This window comes from Roseibium aggregatum, from assembly GCF_014692675.1.
In the GTDB taxonomy this organism is placed as follows: Bacteria; Pseudomonadota; Alphaproteobacteria; order Rhizobiales; family Stappiaceae; genus Roseibium; species Roseibium aggregatum_C.
Genome location: NZ_JABFCZ010000030.1, coordinates 1 through 24,675, shown reverse-complemented (window position 1 = coordinate 24,675; position 24,675 = coordinate 1). Strand labels below are relative to the sequence as shown.

Below are 24,675 nucleotides of genomic sequence, written 5' to 3'. Positions count from 1 at the left end.
TTTCTCTCAGATTAATTCGGCCCGACTGTGCCGGAAAGGCCGGTCAGAGGGGATTGTGTTCTGTGCCCGAACCGACCGGCCGCGCCATGTAGACCACATGCTTGTCGTCGATCTGCTTGCGGCCGGTTTCGCGGAAGCCGTGGCGGGCATACCAGGCGCGATTGGTGTCCATCAGCACGTTGGTGAACAGCCGTACCTCCGGCAGACCCAGCTCCTCTGCCCGTTTGAGCGTGAAATCCAGAAGAAAATTGCCAAGCCCCGTCCCCTTGGCGGAAGGGTCGACGGCGATGCTCCATAACAGCAGGTGGTCAGGTTCCCTGACCAAAACGAGCGATCCCGTCGGCGCATCTTCAGGGCCGGTCACCCACGCTTCGTGGTCTGCGATGAAGGCAGCGTAATCGGCGGTCATGGGCAGGGGAACGGCGCCGATCACCTCGATCCATGGCGAATAGGCCCGCTCGGCAAGACTGAGCAGGTGCGGGGCATCTTCCGGAACGGCCGGTCTTGGTGCCGGCTCGGAAGGCAGGATCACAAACGACCTTTCATGAACAGGTCGAAGTCCTCCATCCCTTCCTCCCGGTCGAAACACCCGAAACTGCCGCTGTCCTTCAGGCTTTCCGCGGCTGCGGTAAAGGCGCCGAAGGCGATGCGGGCAAGGCCGCTGCCGATGGAGACCCGGGCAACGCCCATGTCCTCCAGTTCCTTTCGGGTCAGGTGAAAATGTTTCCGCCCGGCCAGGACGTTGAGCGGAGCCGGGACCTCCGCGAGCACGGTTTCGATATGCTGCTTCTCGACGAGGCCGGGGGCATAGACGCAATCGGCGCCGGCATCGGCAAAGGCCTGAAGCCGCTTGATCGTTTCCCTGAGATTTTCTTCCGTCCGGACCGGTGCCTCGCTGCGGGCGGTCAGGACGAAATCCGGCGCAAGACGGTTCCGTGCGTCGATCGCGGCCTTGACCCGCTCCACCGCCAGGTCGAATTCGTAGTAGGGATTGAGCGGATCGGGCGAGAAATCCTCGATCGAACAGCCGCTTAGGCCCACGTCGATGGCGCCGCGGATGGTTTCGACGACCTCTTCCGGACTGTCGCCGAAGCCGTTTTCCATATCTCCGCTCACCGGCAGCGTAGTCGCGCCGACGATGGTCTGGGCATGGGTCAGCGCCATGTCGCGGGTGATCAGTCCTTCCGCATCCTTCAGCCCGTGCGTGAAGGCAAAGCCCGCGCTTGTCGTCGCCAGCGCCTCGAAGCGCAGGCCCTCCAGAATGCGGGTCGTGCCGATATTGTAAGGGTTCGGCATGAGAAAGGCCCTGCGCTCGGCATGAAGCGCCTTGAAACGGGTACGGCGGTCCTCGATCGTCTGCATGGGAAACCTCTAGGCTGTAGTTACAAATTAGCCTGGTACCGGAAAGTCTTCCGGTTGTCTGACCCCAATTGTATACTAGTGGTTGTCCCTTGGCAGGCCTTTCGTGTGTGCCACATCCTGGTATTTGACGGCGGGCTTCAGCACCATGCCCTTGTCGAACTGATCGACCATGCCGCGCTGGATTTCCTGCCAGGGCGTCTGATGGTCAGCATAGGCAAAACCGCCTTCGGCTTCCAGATCCGAGCGCCGTTTGGCAAGTTCTGCGTCCGAAATCAGGATATCGGCGGTTCCCTTGCCAAGATCGATCCGCACCATGTCACCCGTCTGGATCAGGGCCAGCCCGCCCATGGCGGCCGCTTCCGGCGACGCATTCAGGATCGACGGGGATCCGGACGTGCCCGACTGGCGGCCGTCGCCGATGCACGGCAGCGAATGAATGCCCTTTTTGAGAAGCGCCGCAGGCGGCTGCATGTTGACCACTTCCGCTCCGCCCGGATAGCCGATCGGACCGGTGCCGCGGATGAAGAGCATGCAGTTCTCGTCGATATTGAGGTCCGGATCGTCGATGTTGTCGTGGTAGTCCTCGGGCCCTTCGAACACGATCGCCCGGCCCTCGAAGGCATCCGGGTCGTCCGGATTGGACAGATAGCGCTCGCGGAACTCGTCGGAGATCACGCTGGTCTTCATGATAGCGCTGTCGAACAGATTGCCCTTCAGGTTCAAAAAGCCGGCATTTTCCTTCAACGGGGCGTCGTAGCTGCGGATCACGTCGGGGATCAGGATTTCCGCATTCTCGCAGTTCTCGCCGATGGACCTGCCGTTGACCGTCTTCGCACCCGGATGGGGCAGCTTGCCGACGCGCATCAGTTCGTTGACGACGGCAGGAACGCCGCCGGCGTGATGATAATCCTCGCCGAGATAGTCGCCGGCCGGCTGGAGATTGACCAGAAGCGGGATCTCGTGACCGACCGCCTGCCAGTCGTCATTGTCGAGCGGTACGCCGAGATGGCTGGCAATGGCATTGAGGTGGATCGGCGCGTTGGTCGAGCCGCCGATGGCCGAATTGACCACGATGGCGTTCTCGAAGGCTTCGCGGGTCATGATGTCGGAGGGTTTCATGTCCTCGTGCACCATGTCGACGATGCGTTTTCCGGTCTCATAGGCAATCTGCCCGCGCTCCCGGTAGGGAGCGGGGATCGCGGCGGAACCCGGCAATTGCATGCCGAGCGCTTCAGCCAGCGAGTTCATGGTGGTGGCCGTGCCCATGGTGTTGCAATAGCCGACGGACGGGGCGGAGGAAGCCACCAGCTCCATGAAGCCCTCGTAGTCGATTTCCCCGGCGGCCAGCATTTCGCGGGCCTTCCACACGATAGTGCCGGACCCGGTGCGCTCGCCCTTGTGCCAGCCGTTCAGCATCGGGCCGACGGACAGGGCGATCGCCGGAATATTGACGGTTGCCGCGGCCATCAGGCAGGCGGGGGTTGTCTTGTCGCAGCCGATGGGCAGCACCACACCGTCGATCGGATAGCCGAACAGAAGCTCCACAAGGCCGAGATAGGCGAGATTCCGGTCGAGCGCCGCGTTCGGTCGCTTGCCCGTCTCCTGGATCGGATGGACCGGAAATTCGAAACAGATGCCGCCTGCCTCGCGAATGCCCTCGCGCACGCGCTTGGCCAGTTCCAGGTGATGGCGGTTGCAGGGGGACAGGTCGGAACCGGTCTGGGCAATGCCGATAATCGGCTTTCCCGATTGCAGTTCTTCGCGGGTGAGGCCGTAGTTCAGGTAACGTTCGATATAGAGGGCCGTCATGCCCGGGTTGTCCGGGTTGTTGAACCATGCGGTGGATCTCAGGCGTGGATGTCTTGAACCGCTCATGAAGCCTCTCCCTCATTCTTGACCGGCTGCGCCGGTTTGAACCGATTAACATCACCCGGACAGCGTTCTGTAAAGCTGCGTTTGCGGCGAAGATGTTCTTCGGCCGCGGAGTTTCCGGTTCGCGGTCAGGAATTTTCGGATGGCAGGCGGAAATCGCCCCATTGAGCAAATTTCAGGCGCAGTTGATCGAAATCTTTGCAACCGGCCAGAATGCAGGAAGAAAGTACAATCAGAGCGAGAGAATCGGATTACCGTATACCCTCGGTAAAACCCTCAATTCATTAGAGAATCTAATGAATTGAAATAAGCATATCGTATTGGTTAATCAAAGCGGTTAGTTTTGGTTAAGATGCGTAAATTTACGCAGCGTACAGGCGGAAATTTGCTTCAGGCTACTTTTCGAACCCGTTAAAATTGGCTATGATATTTCCTGTAAATTGGATTGGCCCGCGGGATTTGAGGGCCCGGCATATTGACCTCGAATCTTTTCAGCGAAATCGGGAGGAGGCTTGCCTCCTCCTTTTTCTTTGCCGGAATTCCACGTTCCGGTCAGGCCGTTTCCAGATTTTCCGTAGACAGCAGCTCGAGAGACGGCATCAGGCTGAGCAACTCGCGGGTATAGGGGTGTTCCGGGGTTTCGAACAGGGCATCGCACTCCGCAACTTCGCACAGTTCCCCGTGACGCATCACGCCGATCCGGTTGCACATCTGCCGGATAACGGCGAGGTCATGGCTGATGAACAGCATGGTCAGGCCGAGTTCCTGTTGCAGGTCCTTCAGAAGATTGAGGATCTGGGCCTGAATCGAGACGTCCAGGGCGGATGTCGGTTCGTCGCAGATCAGGAACCGCGGCCGGGTCGCAAGCGCCCGCGCGATCGAGATCCGCTGGCGCTGACCGCCGGAGAACTCATGCGGGAATTTTTCACCTGCCGCAGCACCCAGGCCGACATGATCGAGAAGATCGTCCACGATCTGGCGAACTTGCGCGCCGGACGAGGCAAGCCTGTGGAACTTGATCGGTTCCGCGATGATGCTGCGCACGCGCATCCGGGCATTCAGGGATGAAAACGGATCCTGGAAGATCATCTGCATCTGCCGGCGCATGGCGAGGATCTGCTTGCGGTTGCTCAGCTCGGTGAGCTCCTGCCCTGCAAAGCGGATCGATCCGCCGGTCGGGTGATAGAGACCGGTGATCAGCCGGGCGATGGTCGACTTGCCCGACCCGCTTTCGCCGACAAGTCCGAAGGTTTCGCCTTCCGCAATGTCGAAGCTGACCTTCTTGACCGCATCGAAATAGCGCCTGCGGGACCGGATGATCGACCCGGCGACCTGAAACCGCATGCCAAGCTCGCTGATCTTGAGCAGCGGCCCTTCGGCCTTGTCGTAGGCGCGGGCCTTGCCGAGCCAATGGGTGGCGATGTCGATCTGCCGGATCGGCGCGCCGGCCTTTTCGATATAATCGACCACCGGAAACCGCTCGATGCGGATATCCGGACGGGGCACCGCGGAAATCAGGCTCTTTGTGTAAGGATGCTGGGGGTGGCCGAGGACCTGGGCCGTCTCGCCGTACTCGACCAGCTTGCCGTGATACATCACCGCCACGTGGTCGGTGATATCCGCAATGACACCCATGTCGTGGGTGATCACCAGCATGGCCACATTGCGCTCGGCGCAGAGTTTTTTCATCAGCTCCAGGATCTGGGCCTGGATGGACACGTCGAGCGCGGTCGTCGGTTCGTCGGCGATGACAAGTTCGGGCTCCGCACACAGGGCGAGCGCAATCACGACACGCTGGCGCATGCCGCCGGAAAACTGGTGCGGATACTGTTTGATCCGTTCCGGCGCATCGGGAATGCCGACCGCGTCGATCAGCTCGATGGCCCGGGCCCGGGCCTCGTCCCTGGAAAGCGCCAGATGGGTGCGGATGGTTTCGACCAGTTGGGATTCCACGGTCTGTAGCGGATCGAGCGAGGTCAGCGGGTCCTGGAAGATCATGCCGATCTTCCGGCCCCGCAGCCGCCGCTTCTGCTTGTCCGGCAGGCTGTCGATCCGCTGACCATGAAGATAGATTTCGCCTTCGGCGATGCGTCCCGGTTCGGCCAGCAGACCGATCACCGCATTGCCCACGGTCGACTTGCCGGCGCCGCTCTCGCCGACGACGCCGAGGATCTTGCCGGCCTCGACCTTGAGGTTGACGCCCTCCACGGCGACGAAGGTGGATTTGCGGCCCGGAAACTCGACCTTGAGATCTTTGATCTGAAGAACGCTCATGGCCTCACCGCAGTTTCGGGTTGAGCGCGTCGCGCAGCCAGTCGCCCAGCAGGTTGACGTTGAGAACGAGCAGCGCCAGCGCTAAGCCGGGGAAGATCGCGATCCACCATTCGCCGGAATAGAGGAAGTCGTTGCCGATCGCGATCAGGGTACCGAGCGAGGGTTGGGTCGGCGGCATGCCGACGCCCAGGAACGACAGGGTTGCCTCGGTGACGATGGCGAGCGCGAGGTTGATGGTCGCGATCACCAGCACCGGGCCGGTGACGTTGGGCAGGATGTGGCGGATCATGATGGTGGAGGAGGGAATTCCGATCACCCGGGCGGCCTGCACATATTCCTTGTTCTTTTCCACCATGGTCGAGCCGCGGACCGTGCGCGCGTATTGCACCCAGAATGACAGGGCGATGGAAAAGATCAGGATCCAGAAGGAAAACACCTCCCGGTTGAGCGTGCCGAATATGCCGTGCACGGCGCCATCGACCAGAAGCGCGATCAGGATCGCCGGGAAGGTGAGCTGGATATCGGCGATGCGCATGATGACGGCATCTACCCGGCCGCCCATGTAGCCGGCGATCAGCCCGAGGGTGATGCCGAGAGCGGCGGCCAGAAACACCGAGCAGAAGCCGACGATCAGCGAGATCCGCATGCCGTAGAAGATCGCGGAAATGATATCCCGGCCCTGATCGTCCGTGCCGAGCGGAAACCGCGGATCGGCGAACTCCATCCAGAACGGCGGCACCCGGGCATCCAGGATGGACACCGAGGCCAGGTCGAAAGGATCGTGCGGCGCCACCAGGGGTGCGAAAAACGCCACGAAAAACAGGATCAGCGTGCCGATGGCGGCCAGCACCGTGATGCGTGAGCGCAGGAACGAGTGGAACATGTCGCTGTCGATGATCCGGGCGACGAGACCGGGAGGGGCGTCGGGACCCTTGGCGTCCTTGCTGGAGACGTCGGACATGGGTTCGGTCTCCTTGTCAGGCCCGTTCGACCCGCAGACGCGGATCGATCAGGAAATAGAGTATGTCGACGATGAAGTTGATGACGACGAACAGGAAGGCCGTCAGCAGAAGGTAAGCCGACATGATCGGAATATCGACGTTCTGGACCGCCTGCAGGAACATGATCCCCATGCCGGGCCACTGGAAGACGGTTTCGGTGATGGTGGCGAACGCGATGAGGGCGCCGAGCTGCAGACCGGTGATCGTGATCACCGGGACAAGGGTGTTCTTCAAGGCATGTCGGAAATGCACGATCCGGTCGGGCAGGCCTCGGGCGCGGGCGAACTTGATGTAGTCGGTGCGGATGACCTCCAGCATTTCCGCCCGGATCAGGCGCATGATCAGGGTCATCTGGTAAAGGCCGAGAGTGATCGAGGGCATGATGAGCGCCTTGAGCCCGGACCATGTCAGCAGCCCGGTTGTCCACCAGGACCCGATTTTGACCACTTCGCCGCGTCCGTAACTCGGCAGCCATTGCAGCGTGACGGAAAACAGGAAGATCAGCAGGATGCCGATGAAGAAGGTCGGCAGGGATATCCCGACCAGGGACACCGACAGGAACAGCTTCGAAAGGCGTGATTCGCGGTTCAGTCCGGCATAGATACCCATGGGAACGCCCACCGCCAGGGCAAACAGGGCCGACATGAAGGACAGTTCCAGGGTCGCGGGGATGCGCTTGGCGAACAATTCGCTGACCGGCTGGTGAAATTGGTAGGAGGTACCGAAATCGAACTGCGCAGCCTTGACGACAAAGCGGCCGAACTGGACCGGGATCGGATCGTTCAGGCCGAGACGTTCCCGTAGGGCTTCGCGTTCCTGGATCGAGGTCTCGATCCCGACCATCATGTTCACGGGATCACCGACAAAGCGGAACAGGGAAAACGACAGCAGGGCTACGACCAGCAAGACAACGATCGCCTGCATGAGACGACGCACCGCGAAACCAAGCATGGCAGCTCTTTTCCTGGACGTTGGGCATCCCCGGCCCTGAGACCGGGGATGCGGGTTTCAGGTCCGGCCTACTTCTTGGTGACGAAGCGGAACAGGAACTGGTTGTCGGCGCGCTGGGCGACCTCGACGCCATCGCGGACACCCCAGGCAAGCGCCTGCTGGTGTAGCGGGATATGGGCGACCTCGTCGTTGGAGATCGTAAACGCTTCGGCGATCAGGGCGTCGCGCTTGGTCTGATCGTTCTCCACGAGGATTTCGTCGGCAAGCTCGTCAACCTTCTTGTTGCAGTAGCCGCCGAGGTTGAAGGCACCGCCTTTTCCCTTTTCGTCCCGGCACTGGATCAGGTTGTCGAGGATGTTCCAGCTGTCGAAGGACCCCGGGGTCCAGCCGAGCAGGTAGAAGGAGGTGTCGTAGCCGCCCGATGCCAGAACCTTGGCGAAGTATTTCGCTTTCGGCTGGGCATTCAGGTCGACCTTGACGCCGATGCGGGCAAGCATGGCGGCAACGGCCTGACAGATCGCCTCGTCATTGACGTAGCGGTCGTTCGGGCAGTCCATGCCGACCTCGAATCCGTCCGGATATCCGGCGTCGGCAAGCAGTGCCTTGGCCGCTTTCGGGTCATATGGGAACCTCTTGAACTCGTCGGAACGTGCGAACAGGAACGGCGAAATCATCAGCGCCGACGGTGTCGACAGATTGCGCATGACCTTGGACTTGATCGCCTCGATGTCGATCGCCTGATAGAAGGCCTTGCGCACCCGCACGTCCTTGAACGGGTTCTTGCCCTTCACGTTGGAATAGAGCAGCTCATCGCGCATCTGGTCCATGCCGAGGAAGATGGTGCGCAGTTCCGGACCGATCAGCGCCCGGGTGCCCGGGTTGTCCTCGACCCGCTTCACGTCCTGGACCGGGATCGGATAGACCATGTCCAGTTCACCCGAAAGCAGGGCGGCGACACGGGTTGCGTCGGAGCCGATCGGGGTGAATTCGACCGTGTCGAGATTATGCGTCGGCTTGTCCCACCAGCCGTCGTACTTCTCGTAGACGGTCTTCACGCCCGGCTCGTGGCTGACGATCTTGAACGGGCCCGTGCCGTTGGCATGCAGGGCCGCATAGTTCGGCGTGGTGTCGGAGGCAGAGGTGACGGCAACGGCATCGTGCTCCTCGGTCCACTCCTTGTCCATGATGTACCAGGTGTCCCACTCGTAAGGCAGGATCGGGTTCGGGCTCGGAAGGACGAAGTCGACCGTATAGTCGTCGACGATCTCCAGCTTCACGTCCGCATTGACGCGCTTGGCCAGGTCGGATCCTTCGCTGTGCAGGCGCTTCAGCGAAAAGGCGACGTCTTCCGCGTTGAAGTCATTGCCGTTTTGGAACTTCACGCCCTTGCGCAGATGAAAGCGCCAGCGGTTCGGTTCGATGACTTCCCAGCTTTCGGCCAGAGACGGTTCGATTTCCAGCTTTTCGTTGCGCCGGGTCAGGCCCTCGTAAGTGTTCCCCAGGGCGGACAGCGTGAAGGTCTCGTTCAGGCTGTAAGGATCGAGTGTATTCAGAGTGCCCTGGAAGGCGAATTTTAGCGTTTCCGCCTGGGCGGACGAGATCGTCAGCCCGACAAACGCGGCTGCTGCCACGATAAGTGATTTCGTTTTCATGTTCCCCTCGCGTCTTCGGTCTTCGGATTTTCGCCCTTTTTGTCAAAGGTTGTTTGTAGGCAGGGACTTGTCCTCCGTAAAACCAACAGTACCCACTATTGCACCGCCGGCGGGACGTTCCAACCCTGGTTAAGCCGGCTTGTGAGACAATTTTCGACATAGGCGGTCCAGGAAGGCGACACATTTTTCCAGCTCGGCCGCTTCGATGTATTCATCTGCCTGATGCGCCTGATCGATCGATCCGGGCCCGCACACGACTGTGGACAGACCGGCATCCTGGAACTGGCCGCCTTCGGTTGCGAAAACGACGACACTGAGTCCGTTGTCGCCGGTCAGACTGCGAACCAGGCCTTCCGCTTCGCCATTCGTTTCCTGGCGAAGCCCTGGAACATTCGCAAGCCGGGTGATTTCGATGCGGCAGGACGGGGAAATTGCCTTCATACCCGGCAGGACTTCGGTTTCTATGAAGGCTTCGTACCGCGCCTGCCAGTCCTCGCCGCGTTCTTCCGGCAGGGTCCGGATGTCGGTCACGAATTCGCATTCCGGGGCCGTGATATTGTGGGCTTCCCCACCCCGGATGGTGCCGCAGTGCAGGGTGGTATAGGGCGGATCGAACGGGCAGTCCGGATCGGCCTTCGCCTTGTTTTCCGCGGTCTGCCGGTCGAGCCAGCTGATCAGGCGTGCAGCAACCGAAATGGCCGAGACGCCGCGGTCCAGCTGGCTTGAATGGACGGCATGGCCGAAGATCTTCGTCTTCAGAACGACGATGCCCTTGTGCCCGGTGACGGCCTTCATGCTGGTCGGTTCGCCGACGATCACGGCCGCAGGCTTCGGATCATCGGCAAGCATGCGCTGGATCATCGGCGGCGCGCCGAAACAGCCGACCTCCTCGTCATAGGACAGCGCGATATGGATCGGCCGGGCGAGGCCGGCCGCCAGCATTTTCGGGACATGGGCCAGAACGGTTGCGGCAAAACCCTTCATGTCGGCGGTCCCTCGGCCATAGAGGCGGCCGTTTTCCGCGCGTAAGGTGAAGGGATCGGAGGTCCACTCCTGATTGGCGACCGGAACGACGTCCGTGTGAGCGGAAAGCACCACGCCGCCGGGCTGCCTCGGACCGATCATGGCAAAGAGGGCAGCCTTTTCACCGGTGTCATCGAAAACACGTGTTGTGACGAGGCCGTGGTCTTCGAGATAACCGGCGACGAAATCGATCAGGGCAAGGTTGCTTTTGTCGGAAACGGTATCGAAACCGACAAGGGCGGCAAGCATCTCCTGCGGTGTGTACGTGCGGGCCAAATTCCACTCCAGGCGGGCAAGATGAATGGGTCCCGACCCGAACGAGTCAGACCGGAACCGGTTCCCTATCCAAATCCGTCAGGGAATAGATTTGCAAGGGAACGCTTTTTCCGCGCAACAGGATTTCCCGGGTTTCGCAGGCCTCCAGCCGGATTTCGGCTGCCTTGACCACGGCGTCCGACATGGTCAGCAGGGAGCCGTGCACCTTGTTTTCCGCCTCCAGGCGGCTTGCGGTGTTGACGACATCTCCAAGCGCGGTGATCGAGCTGCGCTCGCCGCTTCCCCCGGCGGCGCCGATGCGGCCGAGGATGACGGGCCCGGCATGCAGGCCGATCCCGATCCGCAGCGGGGCCCGCAGGTTGTTGCCGCGCTCGCCGTTCAGGGCATCGATCACCTTGACGATGCCCTTGCTGGCGCGCAGCGCCTGGCGGGCGCCTTCGCGCAGGCCGGTCTCCATGCCGAAGATCGCCATGATGCCGTCGCCGATGAACTTGTCGACGTAGCCCTCCTGCCTGCGGATTTCGTCGGAGACCAGGTCGAGATAGCGGTTGAGCAGATAGACCACGTCGAAGGACAGGGTTTTTTCCGTGAGCCCGGTGAAGTCGCGAATGTCGACGAACATGATCACGACGGGTTGTTCCACACCCCAGTAATAGGCGTCCTGATGCGCCTGGGATCCCCGTTCGGCGGCGCGCACGGGAATGAGCGGATGCACGCGCAGATCGGACGTGGGCCGGATCTGGCAGGCCAGCCGGATGCTGCTGTCGGCCCCGATCTGCCTGAGAACCGCGGCTTCCGCCTGGTTGGGCGGGTCGAGGTTTTCGCCGCCGGCCAGGATTTTCACCCTGCAGGTCGAACACCGGGCGCGGCCGCCGCACACGGCCGCATGGGCGATGCCATGATCCCGGCTGATTTCGAGCAGGGACGGTCCCGGCGCCGTGCGGACCAGCAAATTGCCCGGATATTCGACGGTGATCGTCTTTGCGAATTGGCGGATGGCAATCCGGACGAGTACGACCGCCAGGCTGAGAAAGAACAGCCCGAAGACCACTGCCCGGGCCTGATCCGCGATCGTATAGACCCAATCCAGGTGCCAGTTTGTGACGTTCAATTTGGTGTCGCCGGATGCGGCAAGCTGCCTTGCGCCGCTGATCCAGCCCCAAAGGGAGAGGAGCGGAAATGCCGCGGCGGCCGCAGACAGGACGGGCAGGTTCCGGCGGTACCAGGGCTTCAGCTTCAGCCAGAAATGCAGGCCGATCATCGCATGGATCCAGACGACGATCAGAAGCACGGACTGAGCGAATGCATTGTCGGGCCAGAGCAGGGCCAGCGTAGCCGAATAATTGGTCGGCAGATCGAATGCGTTATCCAGTCCGACGGTTGCAATGACATGGGGAATGAGGGTCCAGGGAATGTAGAGCCCTAGGACGAGCTGAAGGCTTTCCCATACCGGCAGCCTGAGCGTCCGGCGCCGTGTCGTTCGCCACAAAGCAAGGATGACATGGGTGAGGGCGGCGACAAGGAGAACGATCTGTCCGGGCAATTCGCCCCAGATCGCATGGTGGAGCTGCTCCCCCTTCCGCATGGCCTCGACGGACCAGATGCCGAGCATATGATTCAGGAAATGGGACACGCAGAATGCGAACAGAACGAGACCGCTGACGAGGCGGGCCTGCTGCCTCCAGTTTCCCCGGCCCGACTGACCGGAGGGCGATTGTGACGGGTTTTTTCCAGGAGTCATGCGGCGGGTTTCGTCATTCGGATTGCGACCATAACGGATCGGGAAGGCGAGGGGGCAGCCAGATCCTAAGCCCTCGCGCTCAGGGTTTCACGAAGGACGTCTGTTTCGGAGATGCAGATGACGTCGAGGGGCGCCTGTCTGCCTCTCACCACGACCGAGCGCCTCGTGACGTTTCCATTTATCTGCAGACCCGCGGCTTCGATGATTTCGCTGGAAATGGCTGCCATCGCATTTTCCTCCTTCGAGACGCCTTCCAGGCGGCTTGCGACGTTGACCACATCTCCGAGCGCTGTCAGGCCGGAGGCGACGCCGCTTTTGCCGTCGAGGCCGATACGCCCGAGAATGGCCGTCCCGCCGTGCAGGCCGACGGCGACCCTGAGGGGGGTGCTGATATGGCCCGCCAGATCCGCGTTCACGCGCTGAAGCTCTTCGGTGAGATCCGAAATCGTCGCCACGGCCGCCCGGACGCCGCTTTCAAAGGGAGCTTCGACGCCGAAAAGGGCCATGACCCCGTCGCCCATGACCTTGTCAACCATGCCGCCGTTCTTGCCGATGATGCGCACGACGCCGTCGACATAGCGGTTCAGGATAAAGACCACATCGAAGGGAAGCTTGCCTTCGCTGAGCGAGGTGAAACCGCGCAGGTCAATGAACATCACGGCCACTTTCTGCTCGACGCCCCAGCGATAACGGTCATGAAGGCCGTCGCGGCCGATTGCACGGCCGGGAGAAAAGAGCGGACGGACGATCATGTCGCTCCGCGGCCTGAGCTGGCAGGCGAGGCGGACGTTGGCACTGGCGCCGATCCGCTGGAGCACATGGGCTTCCGTGCGTCCCGGTTCGGTCAGGTCGGCGGATCCGGACAGGATCAGGGTCCGGCAGGTGGAACAGCGGGCGCGCCCGCCGCAGATCGACATATGCGGAATGCCCTTCATCCGGCTGATTTCCAGCAATGTCGGCCCGGGGGCTGCCTTGATCGCGCGTCCGTTGAGATAGCGGATCGTGATTCGGCTGCGGAAGAATGCAACCGCCTTGCGGATCAGGAACAGGAGGATGACGGCGGTCACAAGAGCGTAGAAACCGATCCGGACGTCCTGGACGACCGACATCAGTTCCGCTTTCTGCGCAGCGGTGACATTCAGTTTCTGGCCGTTTTCCAGAACGAGACGCCGGGCCGCCGTGATCCAGCCTGTCAGGGCAAGAACCGGAACAAGCACCGCCACGCCGAATAGCGGCGTCCTGACCCGGGCATACCAGCTCTTCATCCGCAGCCAGTAGTGCAGGCCGATGCACCCATGGATCCAGACGAGCAGGAGAAGGCCACTCTGCCACAGCGCGTCCGCGGGCCACAGGGCCGACAGTTCGTGCCGGTAGTCGATGTAGGAATCGAAGGCGGTCATCGCGCCGCGGGTGACGAAGATATGCTTGATCAGCACATAGGGAATGAGCAGTCCGAGCACGATCTGTGCCGCTTCCCAAAGCGGCATGCGCCAGGTGCGCCGGCGGGCGGTTTTCCACAGCGCCAGGCCGGCATGGGTCAGAAGAGCGGTGTAAAGAACCCATATCCCGACGGTCGACTGCCAGATCATGCCGCGAAGGTCCTGGCCCCAGTTCATGGCGGCGAGCGAGATATTACCAAGCGCATGGTTCAGGAAATGAAAAAAGGCGAAGGTGAACAAGACCAGGCCGGCCGTGAGGCGGATTTGCTGTTCCAGGGATCCAGCCCCCGGGGGGTGTTTCCGCTTTGATTGCGGCATGTATCGTTTCCCTTGCTCCACCGCCGACTGTTTTGGCGCGCGGTTTGCTTTATTCTCATCCTGATGAGATTTTGACGGTCTGAAAAGCTCTTGCATGCTTTTCCCTTAGGAGAAACAGGAATGTCGGTGTCGGCTGCGTTGATTGATGAATTGAAGGGGCTTGAACTGGCCGATGATGCAGCGACGCTCCGGCTCAAGAGCCGCGATTTTTTCTGGTTCTCGCCCGTGCTCAAAAGACAGCTCGATGCGTGCCGGGCCGATCTGGTCGTCCGGCCGAAAACGCGCGAAGAGGTGCTTCAATTCGCGGCTATTGCTGCAAAAACGCGCACGAAGGTGACCGTGCGGGGTGGCGGCACCGGCAACTACGGACAGGCCGTCCCGCTGGAGGGCGGTATCGTTCTCGACATGGGCGGATTGAACCGGGTGCTCGACGTGCAGCCGGGCGTCGGCACCTTCGAAGCCGGTGCGACGATGCTCGACATCGACAAGGCGCTTGCACCTGAAGGCTGGGAGCTGCGCTTTTATCCCTCGACACGCAAACAGGCGACGATCGGCGGGTTCGTCGCCGGAGGCGCGGCCGGCGCCGGGTCCTGCACCTGGGGACAGCTTGGCGATCCGGGCGCGGTCATTGCGGTGGAAGTGGTGACGGTGGAAGAGGAGCCGAAGGTCATCAGGCTGGAAGGCCGGGACGTCCTCAAGGTGCTTCATGCCTACGGCATCAACGGCATTATCCTGTCCGTGACCGTTCCGCTCGCCCCTGCCCATCCCTGGGCCGAACGGATTGTCGGCTTTCCCGATCTCAGGTCCGCGGCCGCCTTCGGCCAGACCTTCACGGAAGCCGACGGCATCGCCAAGAAGCTCGTGTCGGTGTTCGACCCGGCGATCCCGCCGAAGCTCGGCCGGGTCGGCAAGCTGGTGCCGGAGGGGCGGGCGGCAGCTATCGTCATGGTCAGCGAGCCCCAGGCCGAGGCCATGGCGGCGATCGCCGGCGACTTCGGCGGAACAGTCGTTTTCGAACGGGGGGCTGCGGACGCGCAGGCGGCAGCCTTCGACGGAACGGGCAGCTATGGCCCGCTCTACGAATACACCTGGAATCACACGACCCTGCACGCCCTCAAACGCGATGCATCGATCACCTATCTGCAGATCAAATTCCCGCCGGAAAACAGCCTGGACGTCTTGAATTGCCTGGCGGAAACCTTTGGTGAGGAAGTTCTCATGCATCTGGAGTTCCAGCGCCGGTTCGGCAAGGTGGCCTTTTCCGCCTTGCCTCTGGTCCGCTACACCACCGATGAACGGCTGGCTGAAATCATCGCGACCATCAATGCGACCGGTGCGCTGGTGTCGGATCCGCACAGCTATGTGCTCAACAATGCCGGCTGGAAACGGATCGATGCGCCGCAGCCGGAATTCAAGCGTCTTGCCGACCCCCATGGCTTGATGAATCCGGGAAAGCTCGCCGTCTGACCGCCGTAGCCAAGGCAGTTTTCCCGAACCTTTTTGCCGAGACCCTTGAAAGCGGAGGTGAGACCGGCACATTGGGGCCACGATCAACCGAACCAGAGGCGGCTCCATGAAGGTCTACGGCATCAAGAATTGCGACACGGTCAAGAAGGCGCGCAAGTTTCTCGAGGAAGCCGGAGTGGACTACACCTTCCATGACTACAAGAAGGAAGGAGTGGATGCCGACAAGCTCACCGCCTTCGTCGGCGAATTCGGCTGGGACACCGTCCTCAACCGGAAGGGAACCACCTGGCGCAAGCTCGACGACGAGGTGAAGGAAAGCGTCAGCGATGCGCAGAGTGCGATCGCGCTGATGATCGAAAATCCGTCGATGATCAAGCGTCCGATCGTCGAAGGCGAGATGAAGAACTTCATCGGCTTCGATCCGGTCGCCTGGGAAATGGCGCTGGAACTCGGCGAACTGAAATAGGCGACGCCTACCAGGTCCGTCTCGGGCCGACGTCGATGTGATAATGGCCGGACCGGTAGTATTTGTAGCCGCCGACTTCGCTCTGGCGTTTCAGGAACGCGACCACCGATGACGGATTGCCGGCGACGGTGAAGTCCACGGCCCGGCAGTTCAGGTGATAGGAATCTCCGGCGCCGCCCTTCCACCAGTTCTCCAGCCACCAGCGCTTGGTCGAGGTGACCGTGACCCGGCCGTAACGGTCGGAGACCCGGTTCAGCACCTTCTTCAGTTTCCGCGGCACGCACCACTTCGTATCCGTATAGCGGATGTTGTTGTGCGAAGCGGTCATCCAGCCGAGGCCGGTCACGCCGGCGACGGTGCCGCAGCCTGCCAGCGGCGGTACGATTGCGATCAGGACAGCCAGTGTAATCGGACGGAGACGCGCCATGATGTTTTGTCTTGGTTCGAGGAAGGATGACCTCAAGATCGGCGCAAGACGTTAAAATTGTCATGAAAAACATGGTTAAGCGTTAGGCAATCCATGGCTTTTGGAAGGCTCGGGCGTTAACGATTTGGCGCTCTGGAAAACAGGTTTTCCAGAGGGTTCTGTCACTTTCGGGCCAAGGCTCCTTGTTGACGGTTTGCATGCAGATCAGGCACAAACCTGCCAAGGCCACTCATAACGGTATTGATTTCATGACTTCTTCCGCACCCCTTCCGCCCCTTCCGCGCATCATGGTGGCGCCCAATGGCGCCCGTAAAATGAAGAGCGATCACCCGGCCCTGCCGATCACCGTCGAAGAAACGGTCCGGGCGGCAAAGGCCTGCTTCAAGGCCGGGGCCGGAGGGCTGCATGCCCATGTGCGCGATGGACAGGGCAAACATGTTCTCGATGCCGGTCTCTACCGCGAACTCCTGAAAGAGATGGCTGCCGCCGTTCCCGACATGTACGTTCAGATCACGACCGAGGCGGTCGGCATATACAGCCCGGAGCAGCAGCGCGCCCTTGTTCGCGATGTTATGCCGGCTGCCGTATCCATCGCGCTTCGGGAAATGTGCCCGGACGAGGAGACTGCCGAGGCCCGGACCTTTTATCATTGGGCCGCGGAAGCCGGGATCGCCGTGCAACACATTCTCTACAGTCCGGAAGACGTCGAACGGTTCCTGCGCTTCGTGGGCGAAGGCGTGGTTCCGGGCGCATCGGCACAGGTCCTGTTCGTTCTGGGACGCTATGCGGAAAATCAGGAAAGCGGTCCTGAGGATCTCGATCCTTTCCTCGCAGAACTCGCCCGGTGTCCGGCGGGCCTGGACCTCGACTGGGCCATCTGCGCCTTCGGCCATAAGGAAACGGACTGCCTTGTCTACGCCATGGAAAAGGGCGGCAAGGCCCGGATCGGTTTTGAAAACGGCCTGTGGAACCGGGATGGCAAGCTGGCCACGGACAATGCGGACCGGGTTCGCGATCTGGTGACGGCCCTGGGCGGACCCGCCTGAGCATCCGATTAGTCCGGGGCAAGCAGTCCGGTCGAACTACGTTACAGCAGCAAGGCCCACAGCGTTGCGGCCAGCATGCCCGCGGCCATCAGGATCGTTGTGGTGCGCAGGACCGGACCTTCGCCGAGAAACGCCAGGATCGACACGCCGAGCAGGGCCCAGATGGAATGGGCGATCGTGCCGCCGAGAATGAAGCCGCCGGTCAGGACGAGCGCGTTTTCCGTCAGCCCAAGGCCGTTGCCGGCAAAGAAGGTCGTGTAGGCAACCAGGCTCATGGCCCAGGTCTTCGGGCTTAAGGGATGGATCAGCAGGCCTTCCCAGAAGCTCGGCAGGGTGACCTCGCCCTTCGGCCTGATGCTGAGAGAGACGATCCGCCAGGCGAGATAGGTCATATAGGCCATGCTGAGGACCTTGAAGACAATGACCAGCGGACCGCCGCCGGCCATCGCCTGTCCGAGTCCGTAGCCGACGCACATGTTGAGAAAGATCGAGCCGATCTGAGAGGCCATGATGACCGGGAAGGCCGTCCGGTAACCGGACGCCGCACCGATGGCCATGAAGGTCAGGTTGCCGGGACCCGGCGTTCCGGTCATGACGGCAACGAAAAGGGCGAAGGCGGTCAGGGTCGATGCATCGGACATGGGGTTATTACAATAGATACAATAAGGGTTTCCGATAGAGATACTTGAGCAATTGTTCCGGTCAATGTATTTATTGTCCTTATGACAATGTGGGTGCCTGAAATCTCCAGGGCCGATGGCCCGATCTATCTCGCCATCGCCAATGCCATCGAAACGGATATCAGAACCGGCGTCCTGGCGCAGGGCGACCGGCTGCCGCCCCAGCGCGAACTCGCCTACCAGCTTGGCATTACCCTTGGAACGGTGACGCGCGCCTATCGGGAGGCAGAACGCCGCCGACTGTTGCGCGGCGAGACCGGGCGGGGTACCTATGTCGCTCCGGAAACCCAGGCGATTTCGCCGCTGATTCCCCTTGAGGACGGCGACGAAAGCCTCGATCTCGGCCGGAACTTCGCCTATCCGCATCTCAATCCGAGCCTGAGCGAGGGCCTGATCCGGCTGGCGCGCACGCCCGGCATCGACCGGTTGAACGGCTTCGTCCCCTCCGAAGGCTTGAGATCGCATCGGGAAACCGGCGCGCTCCTGTTTGAAAAATTCGGCCTTGAGGCCGATCCGGACCGGATCGCGCTGACCTGCGGCGCCCAGCACGGCATCCAGATCCTCCTGCAGGCGCTGTTTCGCCCCGGCGATTCTGTCGCGGTGGATGCCTTCACCTATCCGTCGATCCTGAATTCCGCGCCCCACCTCGGGCTGCGCCTCGTGCCGGTTCCCGCTCGGCGCGGTCCGGACGGCGGTTATCTGGCGATGGACCCGGACGCGCTTCTGGAAGCGGCGCGCCTTCAGGGCGTCAAGGGCGTCTTCCTGATGCCCAACATGCAGAACCCGACCACCCACACCATGAGCCTCGCCGAACGCGAGTCGCTGGTCGGTGTCGCCCGCAAGGCGGGTCTCAAGATCATCGAGGACGACCCCTATACGCCGTTCATCACCGAGAGCCTGCCCGCCTTCGGCAGGCTGGCGCCGGAACTGACCGCATCGATTGCCAGTATTTCCAAGCTGATTTCGCCCGGCAGCCGGATCGGCTTCGTCCATGTCCCGGCCTCTTACGGCGCCTCGGTCCGCAACCTGATCGGCGAAAGCACCTGGATGGCCTCGCCGATCACCGCGGAACTGATCGGCGGCTGGATCCGCGATGGCTCGCTGGAAAAGGCCCTGGCGGCCAAGCGCCGGGCGAACCGGAAACGCTACGAACAGGCGGTGGAGCGGTTGGGTGCCGACAGGCTGCAGGGCGGAGAAAGCAAGGTCTTCAGCTGGTTGCGCCTGCCCGAAGGTGTCGATCCGGACGCGGTCGAGGCGACACTCGCCCACCAGGGCTTGTCGATCCTGTCGTCCAGATACTTCCAGACACCGGGGCAGAAGCTTGCGCCCTATATGCGTGTGACGTTCGGTTCCATTGTCGATGACGACAGGTTCACCGAGGCGCTCGATCGCGTGGCGGCAACGATCGGCCGTTTCGTCACAGGGCCGGAACTGTCCCAGCCGGTTGGATAGGATCAGACACTAAGCCAAATGATGAGTGAACAGCCTTTGACAAGCATGTGTTCGGCGTGAATAAGCGGGCGACCGGCACCGGCCGGCCCAAAGGCTTGAAAGGCGATATGGCGTTCTGGACCCCGCACAGGATGAGACGAGACGAAGAGCAGCGCTTCGATCCGGCGCTTGCGGACTTTGCCGTCTTTGAGGGCGCCGGCCTGACCCTGGGCGGCCGCGAGGTCCTAAAGGATATTTCCCTTTCGCTCTCCGAACGCCGCATCGGCATCGTCGGTCTGAACGGGTCGGGCAAGAGCAGCCTTGTGCGCCTCCTCAACGGGCTGCACCTGCCGGGCTGCGGCAGTGTGCGCATATTCGGTGCAGAGACGGCGGCAGTCCGGGCGCAGCTGCCCCGCCATGTAGGCTTCGTTTTCCAGAACCCGGACCACCAGGCGATTTTCCCGACGGTGGAAGAGGAAATCGCCTTCGGCCTGACCCAGCTCGGCGCCGACAAGCAGGCCGCACGGGAAGGCGCGGCCGATTTCCTGAAACGGCATCACTGCCAGCCGCTTGCCAAAAAGCCCTTCGCGGAGCTGTCCGAAGGCCAGAAGCAGCTCATCTGCATCCTGGCGGTTCTCGTCATGCAGCCGGAGCTGCTTGTTCTCGATGAACCCATGGCGAGCCTCGACGGTCTGGCCGCGCGCCGCATCCAGCAGAAACTGAAGTCGCTCGACCAGAAGATCGTCCTGATCAGCCATGATCTGCAGGTCTTTGACGGGTTCGACCGGGTGATCTGGCTGGAGGACGGACGGGTGCGCATGGACGGTGTCCCGGGCGATGTCCTGCCGGCCTATGTGACCGATCTCGACCGGAGAGCCGGTGCTGCAACAGACGAGGTCGACCTGTGATTTCCGTCTATCTGCCCGGCGCAAGCTGGATCCACCGGATACCGGTGCGTCTCAAGCTGCTGACGCTTGCCGTCATCAGCATGGCGATCCTGCCGGTTCACGATCCCGCTGTTTTGGGTGCAGTGTTGGCAGGTGTCCTTGTCCTTTACGCCACGCTCGGGCCGGAGGGGCTGAAGCAGGTGACCCTCCTGAAACCGCTGGTCTCTCTTCTCCTGATCATCTTCCTTCTGCATGGGATCGGCGGATCCTGGATGGAAGGCCTTGTGGCCGTGCTGCGCCTCGTTGCCATGGTGCTGCTCGCCAATCTCGTTTCCGTCACCACCCGCATGGACGACATGCTCGAAGCGGTCATGTCGCTTTTCTATCCGCTGAAGGTCTTCGGCGTTTCCCCGAAGAAGCCGGCGCTTGCCGTGACCCTGGTGATCCGGTTTGCGCCGGTGCTGCTCTCGGTATACTCCTCCCTGGCGGAAGCCTACCGGGCCCGCACCGGCAAACGCGGCAGCTGGCGGCTGATCGCCCCGTTTGCGCTTCAGGCGCTCAGACTGTCGGAAAACGTCGCCGAAGCACTGACCGCCCGAGGTGGGGCGGAGGGGCTGGCGGTAGAGACAACTGCGAACACGGCGGAGCGCCGCCGGATGCTGAAAAGGAACTTGTGAAAATGACTGACCGTTCGCTGGTCCAGATCGCATTTTATGCAGCCCTGATCGCGGCCCTCGGCCTGCTGCCGAAAGTCGCCATTCCTTTCATGGGTGGCGTGCCGATCACGGCGCAGACACTCGGTGTCATGCTGGCCGGGGTGATGCTCGGCCCGGTCCGCGGCGCCCTCGCGGTGCTTCTGTTCCTGTTCCTTGTTGCCCTCGGCGCGCCGCTTCTGGCCGGCGGACGGGGAGGCCTCGGCGTTTTTGCTTCGCCGTCCGTCGGTTTCCTGATCGGTTGGCCGATCGGGGCTTTCGTGACCGGCCTTATCATGCAGCAGACGAGGACACTGTCGGTCCTTCCGGCCGCTGCTCTTGCCGCTCTCATCGGCGGGGTCGGCGTCGTCTATCTGTTCGGAATTCCGGGTGTCGCGATCATGGCGGACCTGCCCCTGGTGAAAGCCGCCATCGGCAGTGCTGCTTATATTCCGGGCGACCTGATCAAGGTCGCCATCACCGCCGTTGTCGCCGAAACGGTGGCGCGCGGCCTGCCCCGGGCCCTGATCTCGCGCGGCTGAGCGGCCCGGCTCTAGAGGGGTGAGGATGGCTTTCGTCGGGGACAGCCTGAAGGATCACGCCAGAGCGCGCGCGCAGGCGTGGGCCCTGACCTGTGACCGGCGCTCCTGGACCTGGGCCGGCCTGTTCGATGAGGTCGAGGCACTTGCGAGGGAACTGGCGTCCCGCACCCCCGAAGGCGCCCGCGTGGGCCTCTCTTTGACCGATCCGGCGGATCTGCTGGTCGCGTTTCTCGCCGTCATCCGCCGGGGCGGGCTCGCCATGGTGTTCGATCCGGTCTGGCCATCCTCCCGCCGAACATGGGTGGAGCGGGAGACGGCGCCGGACCTTGTTCTTGACGCATCTGTTCTTGTCGAACTCCGCGATCGGGCGCAGCAATCGTCAGCACCGCTGATGGCACCGGACGAAACGGTCCCGTTCTACGCCGGCTTTACCTCCGGCTCGACCGGTGACCCGAAGGGCTTTTGCCGGAACCACCGCTCCTGGCTGAAAAGTTTCGAGTTGAGCCGGGCGGAATTCGCCATCGGTTCGCACAATCGGATCGTCATTCCCGGAAGCCTCGTTCATTCTCTGCATCTTTACGGGGCTGTCCATGGCCTGCATGCCGGCGCCAGCGTGGTGCTGTGCCCGCGGTTTTCCCCGAAAACGCTCGCCGACCGGCTGCGGGAAGAAGACGGGAGCGTCTTCTATGCCACGCCGACCCAGATCCACTATGTGGCCGAGGAACTGACGCGGTCCGGGCCGGCGGAAACGGTCGGGCTCGTTCTGGCCAGCGGTGCGAAATGGCGCGCCGAGGATAGAAGGGCCATGGCGGCGGTCTTCCCGAAAGCCAGGCTCGTCGAATTCTACGGTGCATCCGAAATGAGCTTCATCACCATTTCGGCACCTGAGGATGACGTGCCCGACCGGTCTGTCGGACGGGCGGCGGCAGGCGTGTCGATCCGGATCGGAGCGCCAGGCAGCCCGCCGGTACCGCCGGGGACGACCGGGCCGATCTGGGTGAAAAGCGGCCTGCTGTTCGACCGCTATATCTGTGGTGGCGGCGACGAGGTGTGCTGGAAGGACGGCTGGCTGACCGTCGGCGATCACGGTTTCCTCGATGACAACGGCTTTCTCTATCTCGCCGGCCGGGAAAAGCGGATGATCGTCACCTCCGGCCTCAACATCTATCCCGAAGAGGTGGAGCAGGTCCTGGCCGCCCATCCAGCCGTCCGCGGGGCGGCCGTCTTCGGCCTCCCCGATCCCGTGCGCGGCAGCCGGCTGGTCGCAGCCGTCACGCCGGAACCGGGTTCGAGGATCGACGAAACCGAACTGCGCCGGCTTTGTCTCGGCGAACTCGGCCGGTCGCGAACGCCGCGCACCTTTCATATGGTCACCGACTGGCCGTTGACCCCTGGTGGCAAGACCGATCTGCAAAAGCTGGAGCAAAGGCTGCTTCAGGCCGCAAGCGCCGAGGCCGCGGAATGACCGGCTCTGCGGTCATCGTGGCGGCCCGCAGGACCGCGGTGGCCCCAAGAGGCGGCGCCTTCCGGCATCTGCAGGCCGACGAGCTGGCGGCCCCTGTCATCGAAGCCGTCCTGGCGGATGCAGGGCTGGCGGGCACGGATGTTGATCAGGTCATCCTGGGAAATGCTTTATACGGCGGCGGCAATCCGGCCCGCCTGGCGGCCCTGCGCGCCGGTCTGCCGGAAACGGTTCCGGCGATGACGATCGATACCCAGTGCTGCTCCGGCCTTGACGCCATTTTACAGGCAGTCCGGCTGGTGGAAGCGGGTGCAGCGGATTGTGTACTGGCCGGAGGCGCTGAAAGCTTCAGCCGGTCCGCCATCCGGATGCACCGTCCGAATACGCAAGAAGAAATCCCGGTCGCCTACGACCGGCCGCCGTTTTCGCCCTGGCCGGACCGGGATCCGGACCTGAGTGAGGCGGCCGCGGATCTGGCCCGTCTTCGAGAGATCTCGAGGGAGGCTCAGGCGGCCTTTGCGGTCGAAAGCCACAGGAAGGCCTTGGCCTATTTGGAATGGGGCAAAGGCGGATCGGAAATTGTTCCCGTCGCGGGTCTGTCTACTGATGCCTTTGCGCGCAAGCTGGACCTGAAGACGGCGCTACGCGCACCGGTCATTGCCGGCGACCGGGAAACCGGGGTGACCGCCGCGACCACGGCTGTCGAGGCGGATTCGGCGGCAATCGTTGCCGTCCTGTCGGAAAAGAAGGCTCGGGACATCGGGCGGATAACGGGCCTGTTGGTTCTGGAGGGTGTCATGGCAGCCGGCGACCCCACGCAGCCGGCACTCGCGCCGCAGATCGCAATCCGGCAGCTTGCCGAAATGTTGGATACTGAGCCGAATGCTTTCGACGCGGTCGAATTGATGGAGGCCTATGCCGTACAGGCTTTGGCGACCGTTACCGATCTGAGGATCGATCCGGCCCGGGTGAATTTGCACGGCGGCGCTCTATCGAGAGGCCATCCGATCGGAGCGTCCGGCGCGATCCTGGCCGTCCGCCTGTTCCACGACCTGAAAAGCCGGAAAGCGGGCCAGACCGGTCTTGCCGCAATTGCAGCCGCCGGTGGCTTGGGGACGGCCGTGGCTGTTCAAGGCATCGATTTGAGCGCTTGAAATCCGGCGCTTGGGCCCGATGCGGCATTAAGATTTGTTAACGATTTCACCCTGTTCAAAACGTTTGCCCGGCCTTCAGCCCGCAGGTTTCCTTGGTATTTTGTCGATCGAATTCAGGGTTATCCACATGCCCCGAACGGCAAATTTTTCGGGCTGAAAAATTTTTCAAAATTCTTGTTGACCGGGCCGGCGGCCACCCCTATAACCACGTTCATCGACGGCGGCAACGTCGCTGGCGACAGGGCCTTGCGCTCTAAATTACCCGAAAAGATGGCTTGACGGCCGAATGAAAGTTCGGCATAAGCGCCTCGTTCTTCGGGACACGGTTCTTCGGAAAACGCCTTCGGGTGGTACGGAATGACCAACTGGCTCAGCGAGCCAGCGCTCTTTGACAATTTGATTATTGAAGGAAGGGAAGCGTGGACGGCGTTGTTCTTGCGGAGCTGGAGCTTTAGGGCTCTGGTTTTGAGAGGAAGTTACGCAGGTACGCTGATCTTCTAGACAGGAAGCCG

The 24,675-nt window shown here is 62.0% G+C and carries 22 protein-coding genes; 9 read left to right on the top strand and 13 right to left on the bottom strand.

All coding sequences use genetic code 11. The features are described 5' to 3' along the window. Positions 1–43 precede the first annotated feature (43 nt). From HK439_RS22645 to HK439_RS22600, 10 genes are all read right to left on the bottom strand, one after another. Positions 44–532 (bottom strand): GNAT family N-acetyltransferase, encoded by a 489-nt coding sequence (locus HK439_RS22645; protein WP_209012012.1) that lies wholly within the window; start codon positions 530–532, stop codon positions 44–46. Then, a complete protein-coding gene (locus tag HK439_RS22640; RefSeq protein ID WP_190293759.1) occupies positions 529–1,362 on the bottom strand; it encodes an isocitrate lyase/PEP mutase family protein in 834 nt (277 codons plus the stop codon). The genes HK439_RS22645 and HK439_RS22640 overlap by 4 nt, the downstream gene beginning before the upstream one ends. Before the next feature lie 75 nt (positions 1,363–1,437). After that, positions 1,438–3,237 (bottom strand): IlvD/Edd family dehydratase, encoded by a 1,800-nt coding sequence (locus tag HK439_RS22635; protein WP_190293758.1) that lies wholly within the window; start codon positions 3,235–3,237, stop codon positions 1,438–1,440. A gap of 549 nt (positions 3,238–3,786) precedes the next feature. Continuing rightward, entirely contained in the window at positions 3,787–5,508 is a 1,722-nt protein-coding gene (locus tag HK439_RS22630; RefSeq protein ID WP_190293757.1) for an ABC transporter ATP-binding protein, read from the bottom strand. A 4-nt stretch (positions 5,509–5,512) separates the two neighbouring features. After that, a complete protein-coding gene (locus tag HK439_RS22625; protein ID WP_190293756.1) occupies positions 5,513–6,469 on the bottom strand; it encodes an ABC transporter permease in 957 nt (318 codons plus the stop codon). Between the two features lie 16 nt (positions 6,470–6,485). Further along, the gene (locus HK439_RS22620) at positions 6,486–7,460 is read right to left on the bottom strand and encodes an ABC transporter permease (protein WP_190293755.1); all 975 of its coding nucleotides are present in this window, start codon (positions 7,458–7,460) and stop codon (positions 6,486–6,488) included. Between the two features lie 68 nt (positions 7,461–7,528). Then, positions 7,529–9,112 (bottom strand): ABC transporter substrate-binding protein, encoded by a 1,584-nt coding sequence (locus HK439_RS22615; protein ID WP_190293754.1) that lies wholly within the window; start codon positions 9,110–9,112, stop codon positions 7,529–7,531. A 129-nt stretch (positions 9,113–9,241) separates the two neighbouring features. Next, a complete protein-coding gene (gene argE / locus HK439_RS22610) occupies positions 9,242–10,411 on the bottom strand; it encodes an acetylornithine deacetylase (RefSeq protein WP_235988070.1) in 1,170 nt (389 codons plus the stop codon). A 46-nt stretch (positions 10,412–10,457) separates the two neighbouring features. Continuing rightward, a complete protein-coding gene (locus tag HK439_RS22605; protein ID WP_209012011.1) occupies positions 10,458–12,152 on the bottom strand; it encodes an adenylate/guanylate cyclase domain-containing protein in 1,695 nt (564 codons plus the stop codon). A 65-nt stretch (positions 12,153–12,217) separates the two neighbouring features. After that, positions 12,218–13,909 (bottom strand): adenylate/guanylate cyclase domain-containing protein, encoded by a 1,692-nt coding sequence (locus HK439_RS22600; protein WP_190293753.1) that lies wholly within the window; start codon positions 13,907–13,909, stop codon positions 12,218–12,220. Positions 13,910–14,029: 120 nt separating this feature from the next. Here HK439_RS22600 and HK439_RS22595 point away from each other — a divergent pair, with 120 nt between their 5' ends. Further along, positions 14,030–15,376 carry an FAD-binding oxidoreductase gene (locus tag HK439_RS22595; protein WP_190293752.1) on the top strand — a complete coding sequence of 449 codons (1,347 nt, stop codon included), beginning with the start codon at positions 14,030–14,032 and terminating at the stop codon, positions 15,374–15,376. Positions 15,377–15,482: 106 nt separating this feature from the next. Next, on the top strand, positions 15,483–15,842 hold the full coding sequence (locus HK439_RS22590; protein WP_190293751.1) for an ArsC family reductase: 360 nt from the start codon (positions 15,483–15,485) through the stop codon (positions 15,840–15,842). Between the two features lie 7 nt (positions 15,843–15,849). On the opposite strand, the gene HK439_RS22585 is transcribed toward HK439_RS22590, so the two are convergent. Beyond that, positions 15,850–16,269, bottom strand: a complete 420-nt coding sequence (locus HK439_RS22585) for a YcbK family protein (protein WP_190293750.1) — start codon at positions 16,267–16,269, stop codon at positions 15,850–15,852. A gap of 248 nt (positions 16,270–16,517) precedes the next feature. On the opposite strand from HK439_RS22585, the gene HK439_RS22580 reads away from it, so the two are divergent. Next, positions 16,518–17,315, top strand: coding sequence for a 3-keto-5-aminohexanoate cleavage protein (locus tag HK439_RS22580; RefSeq protein WP_209012010.1), 798 nt, complete (start codon positions 16,518–16,520; stop codon positions 17,313–17,315). A 41-nt stretch (positions 17,316–17,356) separates the two neighbouring features. Here HK439_RS22580 and HK439_RS22575 read toward each other — a convergent pair whose 3' ends face one another. Continuing rightward, on the bottom strand, positions 17,357–17,956 hold the full coding sequence (locus HK439_RS22575; RefSeq protein WP_190293749.1) for a LysE family translocator: 600 nt from the start codon (positions 17,954–17,956) through the stop codon (positions 17,357–17,359). 87 nt (positions 17,957–18,043) lie between these two features. Here HK439_RS22575 and HK439_RS22570 point away from each other — a divergent pair, with 87 nt between their 5' ends. The 6 genes from HK439_RS22570 (at position 18,044) to HK439_RS22545 (ending at position 24,163) form a co-directional block, all read left to right on the top strand. Next, positions 18,044–19,447, top strand: a complete 1,404-nt coding sequence (locus tag HK439_RS22570; protein WP_190293805.1) for a PLP-dependent aminotransferase family protein — start codon at positions 18,044–18,046, stop codon at positions 19,445–19,447. A gap of 131 nt (positions 19,448–19,578) precedes the next feature. Beyond that, the gene (locus HK439_RS22565; protein WP_209012008.1) at positions 19,579–20,334 is read left to right on the top strand and encodes an energy-coupling factor ABC transporter ATP-binding protein; all 756 of its coding nucleotides are present in this window, start codon (positions 19,579–19,581) and stop codon (positions 20,332–20,334) included. After that, a complete protein-coding gene (locus tag HK439_RS22560) occupies positions 20,331–20,990 on the top strand; it encodes an energy-coupling factor transporter transmembrane component T family protein (protein WP_190293747.1) in 660 nt (219 codons plus the stop codon). The genes HK439_RS22565 and HK439_RS22560 overlap by 4 nt, the downstream gene beginning before the upstream one ends. 2 nt (positions 20,991–20,992) lie before the next feature. Further along, positions 20,993–21,547 (top strand): biotin transporter BioY, encoded by a 555-nt coding sequence (locus HK439_RS22555; RefSeq protein ID WP_190293746.1) that lies wholly within the window; start codon positions 20,993–20,995, stop codon positions 21,545–21,547. A 25-nt stretch (positions 21,548–21,572) separates the two neighbouring features. Further along, on the top strand, positions 21,573–23,012 hold the full coding sequence (locus tag HK439_RS22550; protein ID WP_190293745.1) for an AMP-binding protein: 1,440 nt from the start codon (positions 21,573–21,575) through the stop codon (positions 23,010–23,012). Continuing rightward, entirely contained in the window at positions 23,009–24,163 is a 1,155-nt protein-coding gene (locus tag HK439_RS22545) for a thiolase family protein (RefSeq protein WP_190293744.1), read from the top strand. The genes HK439_RS22550 and HK439_RS22545 overlap by 4 nt, the downstream gene beginning before the upstream one ends. Before the next feature lie 119 nt (positions 24,164–24,282). Here the strand turns inward: HK439_RS22545 and HK439_RS22540 are convergent, their stop codons facing one another. Beyond that, positions 24,283–24,558, bottom strand: a complete 276-nt coding sequence (locus tag HK439_RS22540) for a hypothetical protein (RefSeq protein WP_190293743.1) — start codon at positions 24,556–24,558, stop codon at positions 24,283–24,285. Positions 24,559–24,675: the final 117 nt, after the last annotated feature.

Bases quoted from the DNA above. Each gene is read 5' to 3' on its own strand.
- HK439_RS22640 (WP_190293759.1), bottom strand. From the start codon at position 1,362: ATGCAGACGATCGAGGACCGCCGTACCCGTTTCAAGGCGCTTCATGCC.
- HK439_RS22635 (WP_190293758.1), bottom strand. From the start codon at position 3,237: ATGAGCGGTTCAAGACATCCACGCCTGAGATCCACCGCATGGTTCAAC.
- HK439_RS22630 (WP_190293757.1), bottom strand. From the start codon at position 5,508: ATGAGCGTTCTTCAGATCAAAGATCTCAAGGTCGAGTTTCCGGGCCGC.
- HK439_RS22625 (WP_190293756.1), bottom strand. From the start codon at position 6,469: ATGTCCGACGTCTCCAGCAAGGACGCCAAGGGTCCCGACGCCCCTCCC.
- HK439_RS22620 (WP_190293755.1), bottom strand. From the start codon at position 7,460: ATGCTTGGTTTCGCGGTGCGTCGTCTCATGCAGGCGATCGTTGTCTTG.
- HK439_RS22615 (WP_190293754.1), bottom strand. From the start codon at position 9,112: ATGAAAACGAAATCACTTATCGTGGCAGCAGCCGCGTTTGTCGGGCTG.
- HK439_RS22605 (WP_209012011.1), bottom strand. From the start codon at position 12,152: ATGACTCCTGGAAAAAACCCGTCACAATCGCCCTCCGGTCAGTCGGGC.
- HK439_RS22600 (WP_190293753.1), bottom strand. From the start codon at position 13,909: ATGCCGCAATCAAAGCGGAAACACCCCCCGGGGGCTGGATCCCTGGAA.
- HK439_RS22595 (WP_190293752.1), top strand. From the start codon at position 14,030: ATGTCGGTGTCGGCTGCGTTGATTGATGAATTGAAGGGGCTTGAACTG.
- HK439_RS22590 (WP_190293751.1), top strand. From the start codon at position 15,483: ATGAAGGTCTACGGCATCAAGAATTGCGACACGGTCAAGAAGGCGCGC.
- HK439_RS22585 (WP_190293750.1), bottom strand. From the start codon at position 16,269: ATGGCGCGTCTCCGTCCGATTACACTGGCTGTCCTGATCGCAATCGTA.
- HK439_RS22580 (WP_209012010.1), top strand. From the start codon at position 16,518: ATGACTTCTTCCGCACCCCTTCCGCCCCTTCCGCGCATCATGGTGGCG.
- HK439_RS22575 (WP_190293749.1), bottom strand. From the start codon at position 17,956: ATGTCCGATGCATCGACCCTGACCGCCTTCGCCCTTTTCGTTGCCGTC.
- HK439_RS22570 (WP_190293805.1), top strand. From the start codon at position 18,044: ATGTGGGTGCCTGAAATCTCCAGGGCCGATGGCCCGATCTATCTCGCC.
- HK439_RS22565 (WP_209012008.1), top strand. From the start codon at position 19,579: ATGAGACGAGACGAAGAGCAGCGCTTCGATCCGGCGCTTGCGGACTTT.
- HK439_RS22555 (WP_190293746.1), top strand. From the start codon at position 20,993: ATGACTGACCGTTCGCTGGTCCAGATCGCATTTTATGCAGCCCTGATC.
- HK439_RS22550 (WP_190293745.1), top strand. From the start codon at position 21,573: ATGGCTTTCGTCGGGGACAGCCTGAAGGATCACGCCAGAGCGCGCGCG.
- HK439_RS22545 (WP_190293744.1), top strand. From the start codon at position 23,009: ATGACCGGCTCTGCGGTCATCGTGGCGGCCCGCAGGACCGCGGTGGCC.